The 20,100-nt window shown below is 70.4% G+C and carries 17 protein-coding genes; 16 read left to right on the forward strand and 1 reads right to left on the reverse strand.

Features of this window, described 5'->3' with window-relative positions; all coding sequences use genetic code 11:
• Nucleotides 1-22: 22 nt before the first annotated feature.
• Nucleotides 23-1,774 carry a DNA polymerase/3'-5' exonuclease PolX gene (gene polX / locus ACFY1L_RS06165; protein WP_388818784.1) on the reverse strand — a complete coding sequence of 584 codons (1,752 nt, stop codon included), beginning with the start codon at nt 1,772-1,774 and terminating at the stop codon, nt 23-25.
• Between the two features lie 83 nt (nt 1,775-1,857).
• Here polX and ACFY1L_RS06170 point away from each other — a divergent pair, with 83 nt between their 5' ends.
• The 16 genes from ACFY1L_RS06170 to ACFY1L_RS06245 all read left to right on the forward strand — a co-directional run bounded on the left by ACFY1L_RS06170 (nt 1,858) and on the right by ACFY1L_RS06245 (nt 19,701).
• Nucleotides 1,858-2,880 carry a lytic transglycosylase domain-containing protein gene (locus ACFY1L_RS06170; RefSeq protein ID WP_388818787.1) on the forward strand — a complete coding sequence of 341 codons (1,023 nt, stop codon included), beginning with the start codon at nt 1,858-1,860 and terminating at the stop codon, nt 2,878-2,880.
• 114 nt (nt 2,881-2,994) lie between these two features.
• Nucleotides 2,995-4,014: a sigma-70 family RNA polymerase sigma factor gene (locus ACFY1L_RS06175; RefSeq protein WP_388818790.1), complete on the forward strand. Its 1,020-nt coding sequence runs from the start codon at nt 2,995-2,997 to the stop codon at nt 4,012-4,014.
• 1,205 nt (nt 4,015-5,219) lie between these two features.
• Nucleotides 5,220-6,161, forward strand: a complete 942-nt coding sequence (locus ACFY1L_RS06180; RefSeq protein WP_388818793.1) for an ABC transporter ATP-binding protein — start codon at nt 5,220-5,222, stop codon at nt 6,159-6,161.
• Complete coding sequence (locus ACFY1L_RS06185; protein ID WP_142146584.1) at nt 6,158-6,928, forward strand: ABC transporter permease; 771 nt, start codon at nt 6,158-6,160, stop codon at nt 6,926-6,928. Before ACFY1L_RS06180 ends, ACFY1L_RS06185 begins: the two co-directional genes overlap by 4 nt.
• Nucleotides 6,929-6,931: 3 nt before the next feature.
• The gene (locus tag ACFY1L_RS06190) at nt 6,932-7,735 is read left to right on the forward strand and encodes an ABC transporter permease (protein ID WP_142146582.1); all 804 of its coding nucleotides are present in this window, start codon (nt 6,932-6,934) and stop codon (nt 7,733-7,735) included.
• Nucleotides 7,736-7,740: 5 nt separating this feature from the next.
• Nucleotides 7,741-8,973, forward strand: a complete 1,233-nt coding sequence (locus ACFY1L_RS06195; RefSeq protein ID WP_388818798.1) for an MCE family protein — start codon at nt 7,741-7,743, stop codon at nt 8,971-8,973.
• The gene (locus ACFY1L_RS06200; RefSeq protein ID WP_388818801.1) at nt 8,970-10,007 is read left to right on the forward strand and encodes an MCE family protein; all 1,038 of its coding nucleotides are present in this window, start codon (nt 8,970-8,972) and stop codon (nt 10,005-10,007) included. Before ACFY1L_RS06195 ends, ACFY1L_RS06200 begins: the two co-directional genes overlap by 4 nt.
• 212 nt (nt 10,008-10,219) lie before the next feature.
• Nucleotides 10,220-11,260, forward strand: a complete 1,041-nt coding sequence (locus ACFY1L_RS06205) for an MCE family protein (protein ID WP_388818803.1) — start codon at nt 10,220-10,222, stop codon at nt 11,258-11,260.
• An 8-nt stretch (nt 11,261-11,268) separates the two neighbouring features.
• Nucleotides 11,269-12,375, forward strand: a complete 1,107-nt coding sequence (locus ACFY1L_RS06210; protein ID WP_388819009.1) for an MCE family protein — start codon at nt 11,269-11,271, stop codon at nt 12,373-12,375.
• The gene (locus ACFY1L_RS06215; RefSeq protein WP_388818805.1) at nt 12,372-13,640 is read left to right on the forward strand and encodes an MCE family protein; all 1,269 of its coding nucleotides are present in this window, start codon (nt 12,372-12,374) and stop codon (nt 13,638-13,640) included. The genes ACFY1L_RS06210 and ACFY1L_RS06215 overlap by 4 nt, the downstream gene beginning before the upstream one ends.
• A complete protein-coding gene (locus ACFY1L_RS06220; protein ID WP_388818807.1) occupies nt 13,637-14,914 on the forward strand; it encodes an MCE family protein in 1,278 nt (425 codons plus the stop codon). Before ACFY1L_RS06215 ends, ACFY1L_RS06220 begins: the two co-directional genes overlap by 4 nt.
• Nucleotides 14,887-15,411 (forward strand): hypothetical protein, encoded by a 525-nt coding sequence (locus tag ACFY1L_RS06225; protein WP_388818809.1) that lies wholly within the window; start codon nt 14,887-14,889, stop codon nt 15,409-15,411. The genes ACFY1L_RS06220 and ACFY1L_RS06225 overlap by 28 nt, the downstream gene beginning before the upstream one ends.
• Nucleotides 15,412-15,452: 41 nt before the next feature.
• The gene (locus ACFY1L_RS06230; RefSeq protein ID WP_388818811.1) at nt 15,453-16,139 is read left to right on the forward strand and encodes a hypothetical protein; all 687 of its coding nucleotides are present in this window, start codon (nt 15,453-15,455) and stop codon (nt 16,137-16,139) included.
• A 160-nt stretch (nt 16,140-16,299) separates the two neighbouring features.
• Nucleotides 16,300-17,121: a TIM barrel protein gene (locus tag ACFY1L_RS06235; protein WP_388818814.1), complete on the forward strand. Its 822-nt coding sequence runs from the start codon at nt 16,300-16,302 to the stop codon at nt 17,119-17,121.
• Nucleotides 17,122-17,149: 28 nt separating this feature from the next.
• A complete protein-coding gene (locus ACFY1L_RS06240) occupies nt 17,150-18,067 on the forward strand; it encodes a 2-hydroxy-3-oxopropionate reductase (RefSeq protein ID WP_388818817.1) in 918 nt (305 codons plus the stop codon).
• A 176-nt stretch (nt 18,068-18,243) separates the two neighbouring features.
• On the forward strand, nt 18,244-19,701 hold the full coding sequence (locus tag ACFY1L_RS06245; RefSeq protein WP_388818820.1) for a catalase: 1,458 nt from the start codon (nt 18,244-18,246) through the stop codon (nt 19,699-19,701).
• Nucleotides 19,702-20,100: the final 399 nt, after the last annotated feature.

Here is a 20,100-nt window from a genome sequence, read left to right on the forward strand (position 1 = left end):
CCGGTCAGGCCTGGCCTCGCGGTCACGGCTGTGTCTGCCGTCCTTTGCGCAAGAAGGTCCGCAGCCGCCGCTCCGGCCAGGTGTTGATCACGTCGTCGCCGGTGAGCCAGCCGCGCTGGGCGGTGCCGATGCCGTAGCGCATGTTGGCCAGGTGGGGGACGGCGTGGGCGTCGCTGTTCACGGCGAACCGGACGCCGTGCCGCCGGGCCCGCAGGATGTCCTCGTCGCGCAGGTCGAGGCGGTCCGGGTGGGCGTTGATCTCCAGGGCGGTGCCGGTGCGGGCGCAGGCGGCGAAGACCGCGTCCAGGTCGGCGTCGATGCCGGGCCGCTTGCCGATGATGCGGGTGGTGGGGTGGCCGATGACGTTGACGTACGGGTTCTCGCAGGCCCGCACGATGCGCCTGGTCAGCGCCTCGCGGTCCTGGTTGAAGTGCGAGTGCACCGAGGCCACGCACAGGTCGAAGCCGGCCAGGAACTCCTTGGGCCAGTCCACCTCGCCGTCGGGGCCGATGTTCAGCTCGGTCCCGTGCAGCAGCCGCAGGCCGCCGCGCCTGCCGCGGGTGGCGTAGCTCCCGTCGAGCTCGCGTACGCGCTCGCGCTGGGCGAGCATCCGCTCGTCCGTCATGCGCTGCATGGCCATGTCCGGCGCGTGGTCGGTGATCGCGTAGTAGGCGTACCCGCGCGCGGCGGCCGCCTCGGCCATCTCCTCCAGCGTGGCGAGCCCGTCGGTGAGGTCGGTGTGGGTGTGCAGATCGCCCCGCAGGTCGGCCTCGGTCACCAGGTCGGGCAGCTCGTCGCGCAGCCCGGCCTCGATCTCCCCGCGGTCCTCGCGGAGGGTGGGCGGGATCCAGGGCAGGCCGAGGCGGGCGTACACCTCCTCCTCGGTCTCGGAGACGATCTTCTCGCCGCTCTCGACGTCGAAGAGCCCGTACTCGGAGAGCTTGAGCTTGTGGTGCACGGCCCGCTCACGGGTGCGGATGTTGTGGGCCTTGGAGCCGGTGAAGTACTGCAGGGCCGCGCCCCAGGAGTCCGGCGGTACGACACGCAGGTCGACGTTGAGGCCCTTGCTGGTGCGCACGGACGTCTTCTTCTCGCCCGTTCCGATGACCTCGGTGACGTACGGCAGCTCGGTGAACGCCTGCATGATCGGCGCCGACTTCCTGGCCGCGGCGAGGATGTCGATGTCGCCGATCGTCTCGCGCACCCGGCGCAGCGACCCGGCGTACGCGCACCGCAGGCAGCCCTTCACCGCGGACAGCGCGGCCACGATGTCGTCGGCGAGGTCCATCGCGACGTCGAGCTGGACGCGGCCGCCGGAGGACTGCAGGAGTTCGATGCCGTGGAGGATGTTCTCCTCGGTCTTCGGCCCGAAGCCCTTCAGGTCGCGCAGCCGTTCCTCGTGGATGGCGTCAGCGAGTTCGTCGACCGAGGAGATGCCCAGCTCCTCGTACACGGTCAGGGCCTTCTTCGGGCCGAGCGTGGGGATGGCCGTGAGGCGTCGGACCCCGGCGGGGATCTTCGCGCGCAGCTCCTCGACGGCGGAGACGCTGCCGTTGTCGAAGTACTCGAGGACCTTCTGGGCGATCGACTTCCCGACGTTCGGGATCTGCTGGAGGCCCTTGAGGTCGAGCGTGGAGACGTCGGCGTGGTGGCCGCCGACCGACCGGGCAGCCTTCTCGTAGACGCGTACCTTGAACGCGTCTCCTCCGGTGATCGAGATCAGGTCCGCGTACTCCTGGAGCAGCGCGGCGACCTCGTCGTTGGACCGGGCCACCTCTTCAGGGTAGGCACACCGACGGACGTGCCGCCCGTCCCCGTAGAGCAGTCGAGAGCAGCTCACAGGGAGGGGATCGGGACGTGGCAGGGCAGAGGGTCGGACGTGTCAGAGGTACGGCGGTCGCGGCGGCGGCGATGGCGGCGCTGACCGCGTCGCAGGCACCGGGGACGACCGAGGCGCGGGCCGCCGTGCCGGCTCGGGAGACCGCGGAGCACGGGCCGAGCGTGTCCGGTGACGCTCCGTACCGCACGGATCTTCCGCCGCTCACCCGCAGGCACAAGGGCACGCATGCGGGAACGGGCACGGCATCGGTGACCGGCGGCGCGGTGCCCGCCACCGTCTTCGCGGCCTACCGGCACGCCGAGGCCGAGCTCGCCCGCACCGCGCCCGGCTGCGGACTGCGCTGGCAGCTGCTGGCCGCCATCGGCCAGGTGGAGTCGGGGCAGGCGGGCGGCGGGCGGGTGACCTCGGACGGTACGACGGTGACGCCGATCCTGGGTCCGCGGCTGGACGGCGGCGCCTTCGCCGTCGTACGGGACACGGACGGTGGTGCGTACGACGGGGACGCGGTGTACGACCGGGCGGTGGGGCCGATGCAGTTCATCCCGTCGACGTGGGCGCGGTGGGGTGCGGACGGGAACGGCGACGGGCGGTCCGACCCCGACAACGTCTTCGACGCGGCGCTCGCTGCGGGGCGGTATCTGTGCGCGGCCGGGCGGGACCTGTCCGAGGCCGCCGGGCTGGACCGGGCGATCCTCGGCTACAACCACTCGGCGGCGTATCTGCGGACGGTGCGGGCCTGGTACGCGTACTTCATGGAGGGGCATCGGGTGGTGCCGGACGGTTCGACGGGTCCGGCGGATCCGGCGGTACGGTCCTCGACGCGCCCCGAGCCCTCACGGCCGAAGCCGGCCTCGAAGCCGAAACCGTCCCCTCGCCCGAGCGCCACGCCCTCCCCGGCCCCGGCCCCCTCCGCCCCGGTCTCGCCGACCCCCTCCAACTCCCGCCCGGCGAGCGGGAGTACGGCGGAACCGGTCGCCCCCGTACCCACCCCGAGCATCGACCTCCCCGTCGGTGACGTGCTCCCCAGCACCGGCCTCTGACCAGTAACGGCGCGGACTCGATGGCCTCCTCCCCCTCCACAACCGCGGCTACCCGGCGGTAATGTCGCCACCCGCCGGACCGGGACACCGGCGGGTGAGCGCGAAGGGGCCCTCATGGCGACGGAGATGCCTGCGGAGATGGATGCCGCCGACGAGCGTTGGCAGCGGATGTGGAGCCACCGCGAGCAGTTGCTCAAGGTGGCCCGGCGCAGGTCGATGAGCCAGGAGGACGCCGAGGACGCCGTGCACGAGGCGATGCTGCGTGCGGCGGAGCGGCCGAATCTGGACGACGAGCGGCTCGGTGCGTGGCTGACGACGGTGACGATGCGGTTGTGCGTCGACCGGTACCGGCAGGTCAACCGTGAGGCCGAGGTCCACGTCAGCCCGACGCTGATCGCGCCCGGTCCGGTGCCGGTGGAGGAGGCGGTGTGCGACAGGGCGGAGGCGAAGTGGCTGGCGGTGCGCAGCGGTGAGCTGCCCGCACGGCAGGCGGAGGCACTGTGGCTGAAGTCCGAGGACCTGGACGTCGGCCAGGTCGCGGTGAAGATGGGGCTCAGCTACCGCACGGTCGAGTCGCTGCTGGCCCGGGCCCGGCGAACCCTGCGCAACTCCCTGGCGGCCACGCTCGGGTTCCTTCTGTTCCTGCTCGGCCGCGGGCGCCTCAAGGCCGGCGGCAAGGCGCAGGCCGTGGCGGTCGCGTCTACGGCGGCGACGCTGGCGGTGGCGGGGTTCGTGCTGCCGTACGCACTGGACGGGGGCGGCGGCACCACGACGGCTCCGCATCCGTCGGTGGCTCCCGGCGCGGGGGCCCTGCGGACCGACAGCACCGGCACGAGTCAGGCGCGGCGGTCACCGGCCCCCTCGGCCACGTCGGCCACTCCCCCGGCGGCCGGGCCGCCCGGCGACGGAACGCCGGTGGTGCCGTTGTCGGTCCCGCCTCTGCCGGAGGTCTCGGCGCCGACGGTCCCGAAGGTGCCGGGGGTACCCAGCGTGCCCACGGTGTCCGGACTACCGAAGGTGACGAATCTCCCCGACCTGCCCACCACGCCGGTCGAGTCCACCGTCCCCACCCCCGCGGCACCGTCCACCTCGCTGCCGACCCCCACCCTGAGCACGGTCCCGTCGGTCCCGTAGACCCGCCCGAAACGGCCCCACAGGCCCGCCCGAACCGGTCCCGCTGCCCGCCCGAAACGGCCCCGCAGTCCTGTCCGAACGATCGCACAGGCCCGCCCGAACGGTCCTGTAGCGCCGGCCGAAACGGCCCGCAGTCCCGTGCGAATCGATCGCACAGGCGCGCCGGAACCGGTCCCGCTGACCCGCCCGACCGATCCTGCAGGCCCGCCCGAACGGTGATGGTGTCCCGCCGAGTGGTGTAGCGCCGATCGCGGCGAAAGCCCAGGTCGCGGGCCGGGTTCAACGCCCGCCGACCGCCGAGACCTGACGGCGCATCAATCAAAGATGCTTGCGGCTCGGCGTCGCCGATGGTGAATGCGGCGTTCGCCAAGGCCAGGGCTGTGGACCTCCGCGCCGGTGGCGGCGACTACGACCTCTATCTGATGGTGAGTCAGGGGTTGCGGGTACCGAGCCGACCGATGGTGTGCGCGACCTGCGTCTTCGCCTTTATCGCGGCTACACCACATGGTGGGGCGCGACCCGAACGGTCCCGTAGCGCCGGCCGAAACGGCCCGCAGTCCCGCCCGAACCGATCCCACAGGCCCGCCCGAACCGGTCCCGCTGACCCGCCCGACCGATCCTGCAGGCCCGCCCGAACGGTCCCGTAGCGCCGGCCGAAACGGCCCGCAGTCCCGCCCGAACCGATCCCACAGGCCCGCCCGACCGATCCTGCAGGCCCGCCCGAACCGGTCCCGCTGACCCGCCCGACCGAACCTGCAGACCCGCCCGAAACGGCCCCCGTAGACCCGCCCGTATCCGCCGCGCAAGCGCACACATCGATCCCGCCGGCCCTCCCGCTCCGCCTCGCGGGCGGCCCGAACCGACCCGCAGCGCCCCCACAGGCCCCGCCCGAATCGATCCCACAGGCCACCCGACCATTCCCTCGGGCTCCCTCGAAGCGGTTCTGTAACCCCTCGCGCATCCATCGCCGGCCACACACCTCGATCCCGCAGACCCACCCACTCCACCCCACGAACCCCGCCCGAACCGAACCGCAGCGCCCCCACAGACCCCGCCCGAACCGACCCACAGAACCCCCACAGACCCCGCCCCAATTCGGCCCCGCAGACCCACCCGAAAAAAATCCCCCTCCCGAGCGACGGACCCCCCACCCCTCCCCGTAGAGCAGATGTCGGAGCAGCTCCAGGGGCCGAGAGGTGGACCGGATGGGTGTCGAGATCTGTGTGGAAGGGCTGACCAAGTCCTTCGGGCACCAGGTCATCTGGCAGGACGTGTCGCTGACGCTGCCCGCCGGGGAGGTCTCGGTCATGCTCGGCCCCTCCGGCACGGGCAAGTCGGTGTTCCTCAAGACGCTCGTCGGGCTGCTGAAGCCGGACCGCGGCAGCGTGCGCATCGCGGGGCGGGACATCACGAGGCTTCGCGAGCACGAACTGTACGAGGTGCGGAAGCTGTTCGGCGTGCTGTTCCAGGACGGCGCACTGTTCGGCTCGATGAATCTCTACGACAACATCGCGTTCCCGCTGCGCGAGCACACCCGCAAGTCCGAGAGCGCGATCCGGCACATCGTGCTGGAGAAGATGGACATGGTCGGGTTGATCGGATCCGAGGAGAAGCTGCCCGGTGAGATATCCGGCGGGATGCGGAAGCGGGCGGGACTGGCCCGGGCCCTGGTGCTCGATCCCGAGATCATCCTCTTCGACGAGCCCGACTCCGGCCTCGATCCCGTCCGCGTCGCCTATCTCAACCAGCTCATCGTCGACCTCAACGCGCAGATCGACGCGACCTTCCTGATCGTCACCCACGACATCGCCTCCGCCCGCCAAGTCCCCGACAACATCGGCCTGTTGTTCCGGCGCGAGCTGGTCATGTTCGGGCCGCGGGAGGAGCTGCTGACCAGTGACGAGCCGGTCGTGCGGCAGTTCCTGAACGGGCGGATGCAGGGCCCGATCGGCATGGCGGAGGAGAAGGACGCCGCCCAGGTCGAGCAGGAGCTGGCCCAACTGGGCAACGGCACACAGACTCCCGGCAGCCAGGCTCTGACTCCCCGCCTGCTGCCGGGTCCAGGCATCCTGCGACCGCCCCGCTGGGACGCGATCGCGGAACGGGAAGCGGAGTTGCGGCGCCGGAAGGCGGTGGCGGACGTATGAGACTGTCACCGACCGGAGCACTGCGGCAGTCGGGGAACCTGTTCGCGATGGCGCTGGACGTCGTCCGGACGATGCCCCGACGGCCGTTCCAGGCAAGGGAGTTCATCCAGCAGGCATGGTTCGTCGCGAGCGTCACCATCCTGCCGACGGCTCTTGTCTCCATCCCCTTCGGGGCCGTCATCGCGCTGCAGATCGGCAGTCTGACGCGACAGCTCGGCGCCCAGTCCTTCTCGGGCGCCGCCTCGGTCCTCGCCGTGCTGCGCGAGGCCTCGCCGATCGTCACCGCGCTGCTGATCGCGGGCGCGGGCGGCACGGCGATCTGCGCGGACCTCGGGGCACGGAAGATCCGCGAGGAGATCGACGCGATGCAGGTCCTCGGCATCGACCCCGTCCACCGGCTGGTCGTCCCGCGGGTGCTCGCGTCCATGGTCGTCGCCGTACTGCTCAACGGCCTGGTGTCCGTGGTCGGCGTCGCCGGCGGCTACTTCTTCAACGTCGTTCTGCAGAACGGCACTCCGGGCGCCTACCTCGCCTCCTTCACCACGCTCGCGCAGCTCTCCGACCTGTGGGCGGCCGAGATCAAAGCACTCGTCTTCGGGGCGATCGCGGCGATCGTCGCCTCGTACAAGGGACTTACCGCGAAGGGCGGTCCGAAGGGTGTGGGCGACGCCGTGAACCAGTCGGTGGTGATCACCTTCATGTTGCTGTTCGTGACGAACTTCGTGATGACCGCGGTGTACTTCCAAGTCGTCCCGCAGAGGGGCTGAGGCATGGCGCTGTTCGACAGTCTTGAGGCGCTGGGGCGCCAACTTTCCTTCTACGGCCGCTCGTTGGCGTGGACGGGCCGCACCCTTCGGCGCTACAAGAAGGAGATCCTGCGGCTGCTCGCCGAGGTGAGCTTCGGCCGCGGCGCCCTCGCGGTCGTGGGCGGCACGGTCGGCGTCATCGCGTTCCTGTCGTTCTTCACCGGCACGGAGGTGGGCCTGCAGGGATACGCCGCGCTCAACCAGCTAGGCACCTCCAACTTCGTGGCGTTCCTGTCGGCGTACTTCAACACCCGCGAGATCGCACCCCTGGTGGCCGGACTCGCGCTCTCCGCGACGGTCGGCGCGGGCTTCACCGCCCAGCTCGGCGCGATGCGGATCAGCGAGGAGACCGACGCCCTGGAGGTCATGGGCGTGCCCTCGCTGCCGTTTCTCGTCACCACGCGGATGATCGCCGGTTTCGTCGCCGTGATCCCGCTGTACGTGATCGGTCTGCTGTCCTCGTACCTCGCCGCCCGCACCATCACCACCGGCTACTACGGCCAGTCGGCGGGCACCTACGACCACTACTTCTCGCAGTACCTGCCACCGGTCGACGTCCTGTGGTCCTTCGGCAAGGTGCTCGTCTTCGCCGTCCTGATCATCCTCGTGCACTGCTTCTACGGCTACTACGCGAGCGGCGGCCCGGCGGGCGTCGGCGTCGCGGTGGGCCGCGCGGTGCGGACCTCGATCGTGGCGATCAACGTCCTTGACTTCTTCCTGTCGCTCGCGATCTGGGGCGCCAACACGACCGTACGGATTGCGGGGTGAGCCGTATGAGGGTGCTGAGACTGCGGTTGTACGGCGTGGTGTTCCTCGCCGTCCTCGCGCTGCTGCTGTCGCTGTCCGTCGCCGTGTACCGGCAGGCGTTCACCCCGGTCGTGCGGATCAAGCTGGAGGCCGACAGCCTCGGCAACCAGCTCGACCCGCGCGCCGACGTCAAGCTGCGCGGCCTGCTGGTCGGCGAGGTGCGTTCGGTGCACGCCGACGGGACGAAGGCGACGCTCGACATCGCGCTCAAGCCGCAGTACGTCGCCGACATCCCCTCCGACGTGCGGGCACGCCTGCTGCCGAAGACGCTGTTCGGCGAGAAGTACGTCGACCTGGTCGCGCCCGCGCACACCTCGGCCCGGTCCATCCGCGCCGGCGATGTCATCACCCAGGACCGCACCCGCGTCGGCATCGAGGTGCAGCAGCTGATGAACGACCTGCTGCCGCTGCTGCGGACCGTGCAGCCCGGCAAGCTCAACGCCACGCTCTCCGCCTTCGCCACCGCCCTCGAGGGCCGCGGCGACCGGATCGGCGACAACCTCACACGCGTGGAGGCCTATCTGCACCGCCTCAATCCCCATCTGCCCTCCCTCACCGAGGACTTCGCCCGTCTGGCCGACGTCGCGGAGGTGTACGGCGATGCGGCCCCCGACTTGATGGACATCCTGCGCAACACCGTCACCACCAGCCGCACGCTGGTCGAGGAGCGGGACCGGCTCGCGAGCGCGCTCACCACGACGGCGACGGTCGCGGACACCGCGGACGACTTCCTCGACGCGAACGGCGACCGGCTGATCACCCTCGGCCGCGTCTCCCGCCCCACCCTGGAGCTCTTCGCCCGTTACTCCCCCGAGTACCCGTGCCTCCTGGCCGGCCTGGTCCACGAGGAACAGGCCTCCGATCAGGCCTTCCGGGGCGCCAAGATGCACATCACGCTCGAAGTCGTACGTCAGCAGGGCGCGTACCAGCCCGGCGAGGAGCCGCAATACGGCGAGCACTCGGGGCCGAACTGCCGTGATCTGCCCAGCCCGCAGGTGCCGTCCCCCGGAACGCACCTCAACGACGGCTCGAAGCAAGGGAGTTCGTCCCTGCTCGGCGTCTCCGCCACCCGGGCCGAGCAGCGGGCCGTCGACTCGCTGGTGTCGCCGGTGATGGGCGTGCCGGCCGACGAGGTGCCGCCGGTCGCCACGCTGCTGTTCGGGCCGATGGCGCGTGGGACGGCGGTGAGTGTGGCATGAGGACCACCCCGGCCCGGCAGACCGCGGCTCCCCTCGTCAAGTTCAGCGTCTTCGCGCTGGTCACGATCGCGGCGACGGCCCTGCTGGCCGCCACCATCGTCAACGTCTCCTTCACCCCCGAGCGCACGTACCGTGCCGTCTTCAGCGATGTCACCGGCCTGGAGAAGGGCGACGACATCCGGGTCGCCGGGGTGCGGGTCGGCGAGGTCGAGGGCATCCGGATCAAGGACCGGACGCTGGCGGAGATCACCTTCACCGTCGGCGCGGACCGGCCGCTGCTCACCAGCACCCATGCGGTCATCCGCTACCGGAACCTGGTCGGACAGCGGTACGTCGCCCTGACCGAGGGCGTGGGCGACGGCACCCGGCTGAGGCCCGGCGCCACCATCCCGCTGAAGCGCACGCAGCCCGCGCTGGACCTCAACGCCCTGCTGAACGGCTTCAAGCCGCTGTTCGCCGCGCTCAGCCCGCAGGACGTCAACCAGCTCGCCACCGAGATCATCAAGACGCTGCAGGGCGAGGGCGGCACCGTCAACAGCCTTCTGGTGCACACCGCTTCGCTCACCACGACGCTCGCCGACCGCGACAAGCTGATCGGCTCGGTGATCGACAACCTCAACACCGTGCTGGGGACGCTCGACAAGCGCGGCACCCGCTTCTCCGGGCTGCTCAAGCAGCTGCGGCGGGTGATCTCCGGACTGTCCGCCGACCGCAAGCCGATCGGCGAGTCGCTGGTGAACATCGGCGATCTGACGGACGCCACCTCGGGGCTGCTGACGGACGCGCGGCCGCCGCTGAAGGACGACATCGCCCGACTGACCGATCTCACCGGGACGTTGAACGACAACGAGAAGACCGTGGAGGGCGTGCTGAAGCGGCTGCCGAACAAGCTCAACGCACTGACGGGGACCGCGTCGTACGGATCGTGGTTCAACTTCTACCTCTGCGACTTCGACGGCCGGATCGTGCTGCCGAAGACGAAGCAGGTGCTGACCCCCGACATGCATGTGGCGAGGGCGAGGTGCGGATCGTGACGCGCAAGCAGCGCCCGGAGCCCCTGATGAAGGTGCGCATCGACCCGCCGAAGCTACGGCTGCCCCAGCGAGCCCCCCGGCCTCGCAAGCCGGAACCCCTGATGAGGGTCCGCATCGACCCGCCGAAGCTGCCCAGACCACGGCTTCCCCGGCGGGCACCACGCCCCGGCAAGCCGCAGCCGAAGCCGCAGCCTCAGCCTCAGCCTCAGCCGATGATGAAGGTCCGCATCGATCCGCCCAGGCTGCCCCGCATACGGCTCCGGCGCCCCCGCCTGATCCCGTTCCGTGAGCGCAATCCGGTCGTCATCGGCGCCGTAGGCCTCACCGTCCTCGCGCTGCTGACGGTGGCCGCGTTCAACGCCGACAGCCTCCCCTTCATCGGCGACGGCAAGACCTACAGCGCGGCCTTCTCGGAGGCCGGCGGTCTCAAGCCCGGCGACGAGGTGCGGATCGCCGGGGTGAAGGTCGGCAAGGTCGAGGACGTCGACCTGGACGGCGACCACGTCAAGGTGACCTTCAAGGTCAAGGGCGACCCGGCTTTCGGCACCGAGACCGGTGCGTCGATCCGAGTCAAGACGATCCTCGGCGCGAAGTACCTGGCCCTGCAGCCGAAGGGGCCGGGCCAGTTGAGCCCCGGCAGCGAGATCCCGCTGCGGCGCACGGTGGCGGCGTACGACGTCGTGCAGGCCTTCAGCGACCTCACCACCACCTCGGAGAAGGTCGACACCGAGCAGCTGGCGAAGGCCATGGACACCATCTCCACCACCTTCCAGGACTCGCCCGCCGAGGTACGCGCGTCCATCAAGGGCCTGTCGCGGATCTCCCGCACGGTGGCCTCGCGCGACAAGGCCCTCGGTGAACTCCTCGACCACGCCAACGGCACCACCGGCGTACTCGCCGACCGTTCCAAGGACTTCACCGCCCTCGTCAAGGACGGCAACAGCCTGTTCAAGGAGATCAGCAAGCGCCGTACGGCGATCCACAAGCTGCTGAAGACCTCGGCCACGCTCGGCATCGAGCTCTCCGGCCTGGTCGACGACAACGACAAGGAGATCGGGCCCGCCCTCAAGGGCCTGAACCGTGTGGTGCAGATGCTCGAACGCAACCAGTCCAGCCTGGACCGCAGCGTGAAGCTGCTCGCGCCGTACGTCCGGGTCTTCACCAACACCCTCGGAAACGGCCGCTGGTTCGACTCTTACGTCCAGAACCTCGTCGCCGCTCCGGTGGTCCCGAAGACGGGAGGGGGGCAGTGAGGAGGAACCTGGTTCTGGTCACCGTCGTGGCGCTGATCGCCGCCCTCACCTACGCGCTGTGGCCGCGGTCCGAGAAGGTCCACGTCACCGCGTACTTCCCGCGCACGGTCGGCATCTACCCCGGCTCGGACGTCCGTGTCCTCGGCGTGAGGATCGGCGAGGTCAAGACGATCACGCCCGAGGGCGACCGGGTGCGCGTCGAGTTCGAGTACGACGAAGGGCGCAAGGTCCCCGCCGACGCGAAGGCCGCGATCATCAACTCCTCGGTGGTCAGCGACCGTTACGTGCAACTGCTGCCGGTGTACCGGAAGGGCCCGGTCCTGCGGAACGGCGCCGTCATCCCCGAGAAGCGCACCGCAGTACCCGTGGAACTGGACCGCGTCTTCGACAGCCTGCACACCACGGCGGACGCCCTCGGTCCCAAGGGCGCCAACAAGGACGGCTCCCTGTCGCGGCTGCTCGGGGTCAGTGCCGACAACCTCGACGGACAGGGCGAGAACCTCAACCAGACGGTCCAGGACCTCTCGCAGGCGGTCACCACGCTGTCCGACGGCCGCACGGACCTGTTCGGCACGGTGCGGAACCTGCAGGTGTTCACCGCGGCGCTGGCGGCCGACGACAAGAGCGTGCGGTCGTTCAACACCAGCCTCGCCAAGGTCGCCCAGCAGCTCGCGGGCGAGCGCAAGGACCTCGCGGCGGCGCTCGCGAACCTCGCCACGGCGCTGGGTGACGTGTCCGCCTTCGTGAAGGAGAACAAGAAGTCGCTGACCTCGGACGTGAAGGGCCTCAGCAAGGTGACCAAGGTGCTCGTCACCCAACGGGCCGCGCTGGACGAGCTGTTGACGGTCGCGCCCGTCGGCCTGTCCAACCTGAACAACACCTACAACCCGTCCTCCGGCACCCTCGACACCCGCAACAACGCCCAGCAGGCCCAGGATCCGGCCTCGCTCCTGTGCTCCCTGCTCAAGACGGCGGGCGAGACAGGCGGCAAGAACCCCGACTGCAAGGAGCTGACGAAACTCTTCGACTCCCTGCCCGAACTTCCCACGCAGGGCACCGCGGTGACGGGCACGACCGACAGGACGCTCGGCGGGATCCTGGGGGCGAGCGCATGAGCATACGACGCAAGGCGGGAACCTTCGCCTGGGCGGCGGTCGGCTCGCTGCTGCTGTCCGGCTGCGAGTTCAACGGCTGGTACGACGTCCCGCTGCCCGGCGGCGCCGCCGACGACGGGCACGCGTACCACGTCACCGTCGAGTTCCGTGACGTCCTGGACCTGGTGCCGCAGTCGGCGGTGAAGGTCGACGACGTCACGGTGGGCGCGGTCGAGAAGGTGCAGCTGGACGGCTGGCACGCGCGCGTACGGCTGCGGGTCGCCGACTCGGTGAAGCTGCCCGCCAACGCGGTCGCGGAACTGCGGCAGACCAGCCTGCTCGGCGAGAAGTACGTGGCGCTCGCCGCCCCCACCGGCACGGCCCCCGTGGGCCGGCTGCGCGACGGCGACCGCATCCCGCTGTCCCGCAGCGGCCGCAACCCGGAGGTCGAGGAGGTGCTGTCCGCGCTGTCCGCGCTGCTCAACGGCGGTGGTGTGGCCCAGCTCAAGACGATCACCGTGGAGCTGAACAAGGCCCTGGACGGCCGGGAGAACCGGGTCCGGTCGCTACTGAAGGAGCTGAACACGTTCGTCGGCGGACTGGACGAACAGAAGGCGGACATCGTCCGCGCGATCAAGGCCGTCGACCGGCTCGCGGGGCGGCTCGGCAAGGAGAAGAAGACCATCGCCAAGGCCGTCGACACTATGCCGCCCGCGCTGAAGGTCCTGGCCGGCGAGCGGCGCAACCTGACGAAGATGCTCACCGCACTGTCGAAGCTCGGCAAGACCGGCACCAAGGTGGTCGAGGCCTCGCACGACGACACGGTCGCGAACCTCAAGAAGCTCCGGCCGATCCTGCAGCAGCTGAACAAGGCGGGCAGCGACCTGCCCAACTCCCTCGAGTTGCTGACCACTTACCCGTTCCCGCGCAACGCCACCGAGGCGGTGAAGGGCGACTACGTCAACCTCCATCTCACCGCGGACCTCGACCTCGCGGACCTGTACGGGAACGTAGCGGGCGGCAACTCCGGTGGGGACAAGGGTGGTTCGCAGACGCCGAGCACCCCCGACGTGCCGGATCTCCCGGACGTCCCGGACCTGCCGAGCGTCCCCACACCGACCGCGCTGCCGAGCGCGCCGGGCCTGCCGACCCCCTCGGCCTCCTCGGGCGGCGGCGACGTGCTGTGCCCGCCCGTGTGCACAAGCGCCTACGCCACCGGCGCCCGCGCACCCGAGGGGATCGACCTCGCGCTCGCCGAGCTGATGCTGAAGGGGGTCCAGCCGTGATCACCCGTACCGTCAAGGCACAGTTGCTCGCCTTCGCCGCCGTCACCGCCGTCGGGGTGTCGTACGTCGGCGCCGAGTACACCGGCCTGGTGGACAGCCTCCTGGACCGCGGCTACACCGTGCGGGCCGACTTCGCCGACTCCGGGGGCATCTTCCCGGGCGCCGAGGTCACCTACCGCGGGGTGCCGGTGGGCCGCGTCGGCAAGCTGGGGCTGACCGGCGACGACGGTGTGTCGGTCGCCCTCGACATCAAGGACGGGGCGCCGCGCATCCCGGCGGACACCCTCGCCGTGGTCGCGAACCGCTCGGCGGTGGGCGAGCAGTACGTCGACCTGCAGCCGCGCACCTCCCACGGCCCCTACCTCCTCGACGGCAGCGCCATCCCACGCGGCAGCACCCGGGTGCCGCTGCCCACCACCGACCTCGTCCTCAGCCTGGACCGGCTGGTGAACTCCGTCGGCAAGGACGATCTCCGGGTCACCGTCGACGAGTTGGGCAAGGCCTTCAACGGCACCGGCCCCGACCTGAGCCGCCTGGTGGACTCCGGCAACGCGCTCGTCGAGTCGGCGTCCGACTCGCTCCCCCAGACGATCTCTCTGATCGAGGACTCCCGGAAGGTCCTCAAGACGCAGGCCGACCAGGGCTCGTCCATCAAGTCGTTCGCGCACGATCTGGCGCTGCTCACCGAACAGTTGAAGTCGAGCGACGGGGACCTGCGCAAGCTGATCGGCAACGCCGCGCCGGCCGCGCAGGAGGTCAACTCCCTGCTGAAGTCGACCGGTCCGCAGCTTTCGGTCCTGCTGGCCAACCTGATCAGCGGCGGCCAGGTCACGCTGGCCCACCTGCCCGGCGTCGAGCAGGCGCTCGTCACCTTCCCGGCGCTGGTCTCGGGCAGCTACACGGTCGTCCCGGGCGACGGAACCTTCCACTTCGGCCTTGTGGTGAACGCCGACGACCCGGCGCCGTGCACCCAGGGATACGGCACGACCCGGCGGGACCCCTCGGACACCGGCACGCGCGCGGCGAACACCGACGCGCGCTGCACCGCCCCGCGCGGCAGCAAGACCTCGGTGCGGGGTGCGCAGAACGCCCCCGGCGCACGCTCCGCTTCGGGCGGCGCGAACCAGGCGGCGTACGTCACGCCGTACGACCCGGAGACCGGCACCGCGACCGGCCCGGACGGAAGGCCCGTCGAGATCGGCTCGACGGGCGGCCAGCAGACGGTGTTCGGAAAGGAGTCGTGGCAATGGCTGCTAGTCGGTCCTATGGCCTGACCGTGAAGGAACTCGGCGGGAACGGGAAGGCACTCACGGTCGGACTCGTCGTGGCGACCCTCCTGACCACGGCAGCCGCTCTCTGGCTGAGCCTGCGCCTCTACGACCAGCACGAGAAGGACATGCGGCGCCAGGACATCCTGTCCGCCGCCCGCCAGTCCGCGCTGAACTTCACCTCGCTCGACTACCGGCACTACGACCGGGACAGCGCCAACGTCCTCGAGAGCGCCACCGGCGACTTCAGGAAGCAGTTCAGCGCGCAGACCCAGGACCTGACCAAGCTCGTCGCCGAGAACAAGTCGGTCTCCGAGGGGCAGGTCCTCGACGCCGGCATCGTCCGCTCCGACGCGCACTCGGCCCGCGTCCTGGTGGTCGCCGACAGCAAGGTCACCAACACCGCCGTGCCCAAGGGGGAGGCCCGCACCTATCGGCTGCAGCTCGACCTGGTCCACCGGGACGGGCGCTGGCTGACCTCCGACGTCGAGTTCGTGGGCTGACCCGCGCCACCGGTCACGCACCACCAGTGAGGAGTACGACGATGGCGAACCCGACAGCCCGCAGCCGCGCGATGAACGCGGCCGCCCGCGCGGCGGCCAAGCGCACCCGGCGGGTCGAGGACCCGAAGCAGCCCGAGGAACCGCTCACCGGGCGCACCCTGACGATCGACCCGCCGGCCGCGGACGGCTGGGAGGACCCGCCGGAGCCGTCACCCGAGGACCTGACGGACGAGGCGCCGGCCCGCCCGTCCCGGCGGTGGCTGCTCACCGCGGTTCTCGGCGCCCTCCTCGTCATGGGCCTGGTCGCGGTCTCGGTGCTCGGCTGGCAGTACGGGCAGGAGCGGCGCACCGAGAGCGCCCGTACGCAGGCCCTCACGGCCGCGCGGAAGGCGGCGCCGGTCGTGCTGTCGTACGACTACCGGCATCTGGACCGCGACTTCACCCGGGCGCGTGAGCGGCTGACCGGGCGCTTCCGGGACGAGTACGGGAAGACGACGGCGAGTGTGGTCGGGCCGACGGCGAAGAAGTACCACGGGGTGGTGAAGGCGTCGGTCACCGCGGCCTCCGTCGTCTCGGCGGCACCGGACAGGGTCACCGTCCTGCTCTTCGTCAACCAGGTCACGCAGAGCACCCAGGTCTCGGGCTCCCGCCTGGACCTGAACCGGGTGCGGATGACGATGAGCCGTACCTCCGACGGCTGGAAGGTGAGCGCCGTGGACGCGCTCTGATCAGCCTCTTCGGCCCGCCCCCGCGCCCTCCGCGCGGGGGCATTTTTGTGTGCGCTCTCTTGACAGGCCTCCCTCACCGCAGGCAGTCTTCCATTAAGCAGAAACGAACTTCCGCAATACGGAATAACAAGAACCACCACGGAAGGGAGCGCCGACCCCAATGGGATTCGACGACCAGCGCTTCAACGTCAACCTGTCGATCCTCTTCACGGAACTCCCGCTCCTGGAGCGCCCCGCGGCCGCCGCCGCGGCGGGCTTCACCGCGGTCGAGCTGTGGTGGCCCTGGGTCGACTCCCCCACCCCCGAGCAGTCCGAGCTCGACGCCCTGAAGAAGGCGATCGAGGACGCGGGCGTCCAGCTCACCGGCCTGAACTTCTACGCCGGACAGCTTCCGGGCCCGGACCGCGGCGCCCTGTCGATCCCCGGCGAGGAGTCGGAGAAGTTCCGCGCCAACATCGACGTGGCCGCGGACTTCGCCCAGTCGCTCGGCACCAAGGCGCTCAACGCGCTGTACGGCAACCGCGTCGAGGGCGTCGACCCGGCCGAGCAGGACGCGCTGGCACTGGAGAACCTGGTGCTCGCGGCGCGGGCCGCCGACCGTATCGGGGCGGTCCTTCTGATCGAGACCCTGAACAAGCCGGAGTCGCCGCTCTACCCGCTGGTGAGCGCCCCGGCCGGCATCGGCATCGTCGACAAGGTCAACGAGGCGACGGGGCTGGGCAACGCGAAGTTCCTCATGGACCTCTACCACCTGTCCATGAACGGCGAGGACCTCCCGTCGGTGATCGAGCGGTACGCGGCGAAGACGGGCCACGTCCAGATCGCCGACAACCCGGGCCGCGGAGCGCCGGGCACGGGCTCGCTGCCCCTCGAAGACCTCCTCGACCAGCTGAAGAAGGCGGGTTACGACGGCTGGGTCGGCCTCGAGTACAAGCCGGGCGACCGCCCGAGCGCCGAGGCCTTCGACTGGCTGTCCCGCTGACCCCCGTACCGAAAGGCACACCCCCGTCATGAGCAACTCTCCCGCAGCTTCTTCCCACCCGACCCGCCCGGCGATTGCCTGGATCGGCCTCGGCATCATGGGCTCCCCCATGTCCGAGAACCTGATCAAGGCGGGTTACGACGTCACCGGCTTCACCCTGGAGCAGGACAAGCTGGACCGCCTGGCCGCCGCCGGCGGCACCGTGGCCGGTTCGATCGCCGAGGCCGTGAAGGACGCCGACGTGATCGTCACGATGGTGCCCGCGTCGCCGCAGGTCGAGGCCATCTCGTACGGCCCCGACGGCATCCTTGAGAACGCCAGGTCCGGCGCGCTGCTGATCGACATGTCGTCCATCACGCCGCAGACCTCGGTCGACCTGGCAAAGGCCGCCAAGGACAAGGGTGTTCGGGTGCTCGACGCGCCCGTGTCCGGCGGTGAGGCCGGTGCGATCGAGGCCGTGCTGTCCATCATGGTCGGCGGAGAGCAGGCCGACTTCGACATCGCGAAGCCGATCTTCGAGGCGCTCGGCAAGACCATCGTGCTGTGCGGTCCGCACGGCTCCGGGCAGACCGTGAAGGCCGCCAACCAGCTGATCGTCGCCGTGAACATCCAGGCGTGCGCCGAGGCCGTGGTCTTCCTGGAGAAGTCCGGCGTGAACCTCAAGGCGGCGCTGGACGTCCTCAACGGCGGCCTCGCCGGCTCCACCGTGCTGACGCGCAAGAAGGACAACTTCCTTCAGCGCGACTTCAAGCCCGGCTTCCGCATCGACCTGCACCACAAGGACATGGGCATCGTCACCGACGCCGCCCGCAACGTCGGCGCCGCCCTGCCGGTCGGTGCCGTGGTCGCCCAGCTGGTGGCCAGCCTGCGCGCGCAGGGCGACGGCGGCCTGGACCACTCGGCCCTGCTGCGGGCCGTCGAGCGCCTGTCCGGCGCCCGGCTCTGAGCCGGCGCCCGTAGAAGCTTCCGGGCGGTGCCACCGCTGACATCTGTCCTGTCGCGCCCAGGCGGCGGCACCGCCCGGAAACCACTTCAACAAACTGTTGACGTTCCTCTCGTCCCGAACTTAGGCTCCACAAAGCGGAAACAGTTTTCCGCTGCCACCCGCACGGAAGGTCCACGATGTCGAAGCGCGTGCTCACCACCGAGTCCGGCGCCCCGGTCGCCGACAACCAGAACTCAGCCTCCGCCGGCGCCGGCGGCCCGCTCCTGCTCCAGGACCAGCACCTCCTGGAGAAGCTGGCGCGCTTCAACCGCGAGCGCATCCCGGAGCGCGTGGTGCACGCCCGCGGCTCGGGCGCGTACGGCTACTTCGAGGTGACCGACGACGTCACCGGCTTCACGTACGCCGACTTCCTGAGCAGCGTCGGCAGGCGCACCGAGGTGTTCCTGCGCTTCTCGACCGTGGCCGACTCGCTCGGCGGCGCGGACGCGGTGCGCGACCCGCGTGGCTTCGCGGTCAAGTTCTATACGGAAGAGGGCAATTACGACCTCGTAGGGAACAACACCCCGGTGTTCTTCATCAAGGACCCCATCAAGTTCCCGGACTTCATCCACTCGCAGAAGCGCGACCCGTTCACGGGCCGTCAGGAGCCGGACAACGTCTGGGACTTCTGGGCGCACGCCCCCGAGGCCACGCACCAGGTGACCTGGCTGATGGGCGACCGCGGCATCCCGGCGTCGTACCGCCACATGAACGGTTACGGCTCACACACCTACCAGTGGACGAACGCCGAGGGCGAGGCCTTCTTCGTCAAGTACCACTTCAAGACCAACCAGGGTGTGCGGTCCCTGTCGTCCGAGCAGGCGGCCGAGATCGCGGGCAAGGACGCGGGCTCGCACCAGACGGACCTGCTGCAGGCGATCGAGCGGGGCGTGAACCCGTCCTGGACCCTCTACGTCCAGGTCATGCCGGCGGCCGAGGCGGCGGACTACCGCTTCAACCCCTTCGACCTCACCAAGGTGTGGCCGCACAAGGACTACCCGCTGCAGCGCGTGGGCCGCCTGGTCCTCGACCGCAACCCGGACAACGTCTTCGCCGAGGTCGAGCAGGCCGCGTTCTCCCCGAACAACTTCGTGCCGGGCATCGGTCCTTCGCCGGACAAGATGCTCCAGGGCCGCCTGTTCGCCTACGCGGACGCCCACCGCTACCGCCTGGGCGTCAACCACACCCTGCTGGCGGTCAACGCCCCGAAGGCGACGACCGCGCAGAACTACGGCCGCGACGGCTTCATGGCCACCAACTCCCAGGGCCGCGGCGCCAAGAACTACGAGCCGAACTCGTACGACGGCCCGGCGGAGACCGGCCGCGCGCTGTCCGCCCCGCTGGCGATCAGCGGGTGGACCGGCACCCACGAGGCCCCGCAGCACACCAAGGACGACGACTTCTTCCAGGCGGGCGAGCTGTACCGCCTGATGTCCGAGGACGAGAAGTCCCGTCTGATCGCCAACATCGCCGGCGGCCTCTCGAAGGTCTCCCGCGACGACGTGATCGAGAAGAACCTGGCCCACTTCCACGCCGCCGACCCGGAGTACGGCAAGCGCGTGGAGGAGGCGGTCCGCGCCCTGCGCGAGGACTGACCGACAGACGGCCCGCGACAGCCGAACGGCCCGGATGAGGGGTGGCCGTCGGCACGGCGCGGGCAGGCCGAGGACCGCGGCGGCGTGCGAGCCAGTGCGGTGGTGAAGGTCCCGGGTGCCTCTTCTTCGACCTGAGGGAAGAGGCACCGCGGTTCCGTCGCATCCGCCGCGGTCCCAGCCACACCTCTTCGGAGGTTCTGCAGACTCCGTCCGGCGGCGCGAACGTACTGTCGCGCCCAGCCTCGCACCGCCGGACGGCCACAACCGAAGACCTCACCGGCTGAGAAGCGGGGGGGGGGGGGGGGGCCCCCCCCGGCCCCGCGGGGGCGTGCGGGGGGGGGGGGGGCGCGCGGGCCGCCGGCCGCCGCACGCCGCGCCCCGCCCACCCCGGCGCCCCCA

This window comes from Streptomyces sp. NPDC001663 (genome assembly GCF_042893105.1).
In the GTDB taxonomy this organism is placed as follows: domain Bacteria; phylum Actinomycetota; class Actinomycetes; order Streptomycetales; family Streptomycetaceae; genus Streptomyces.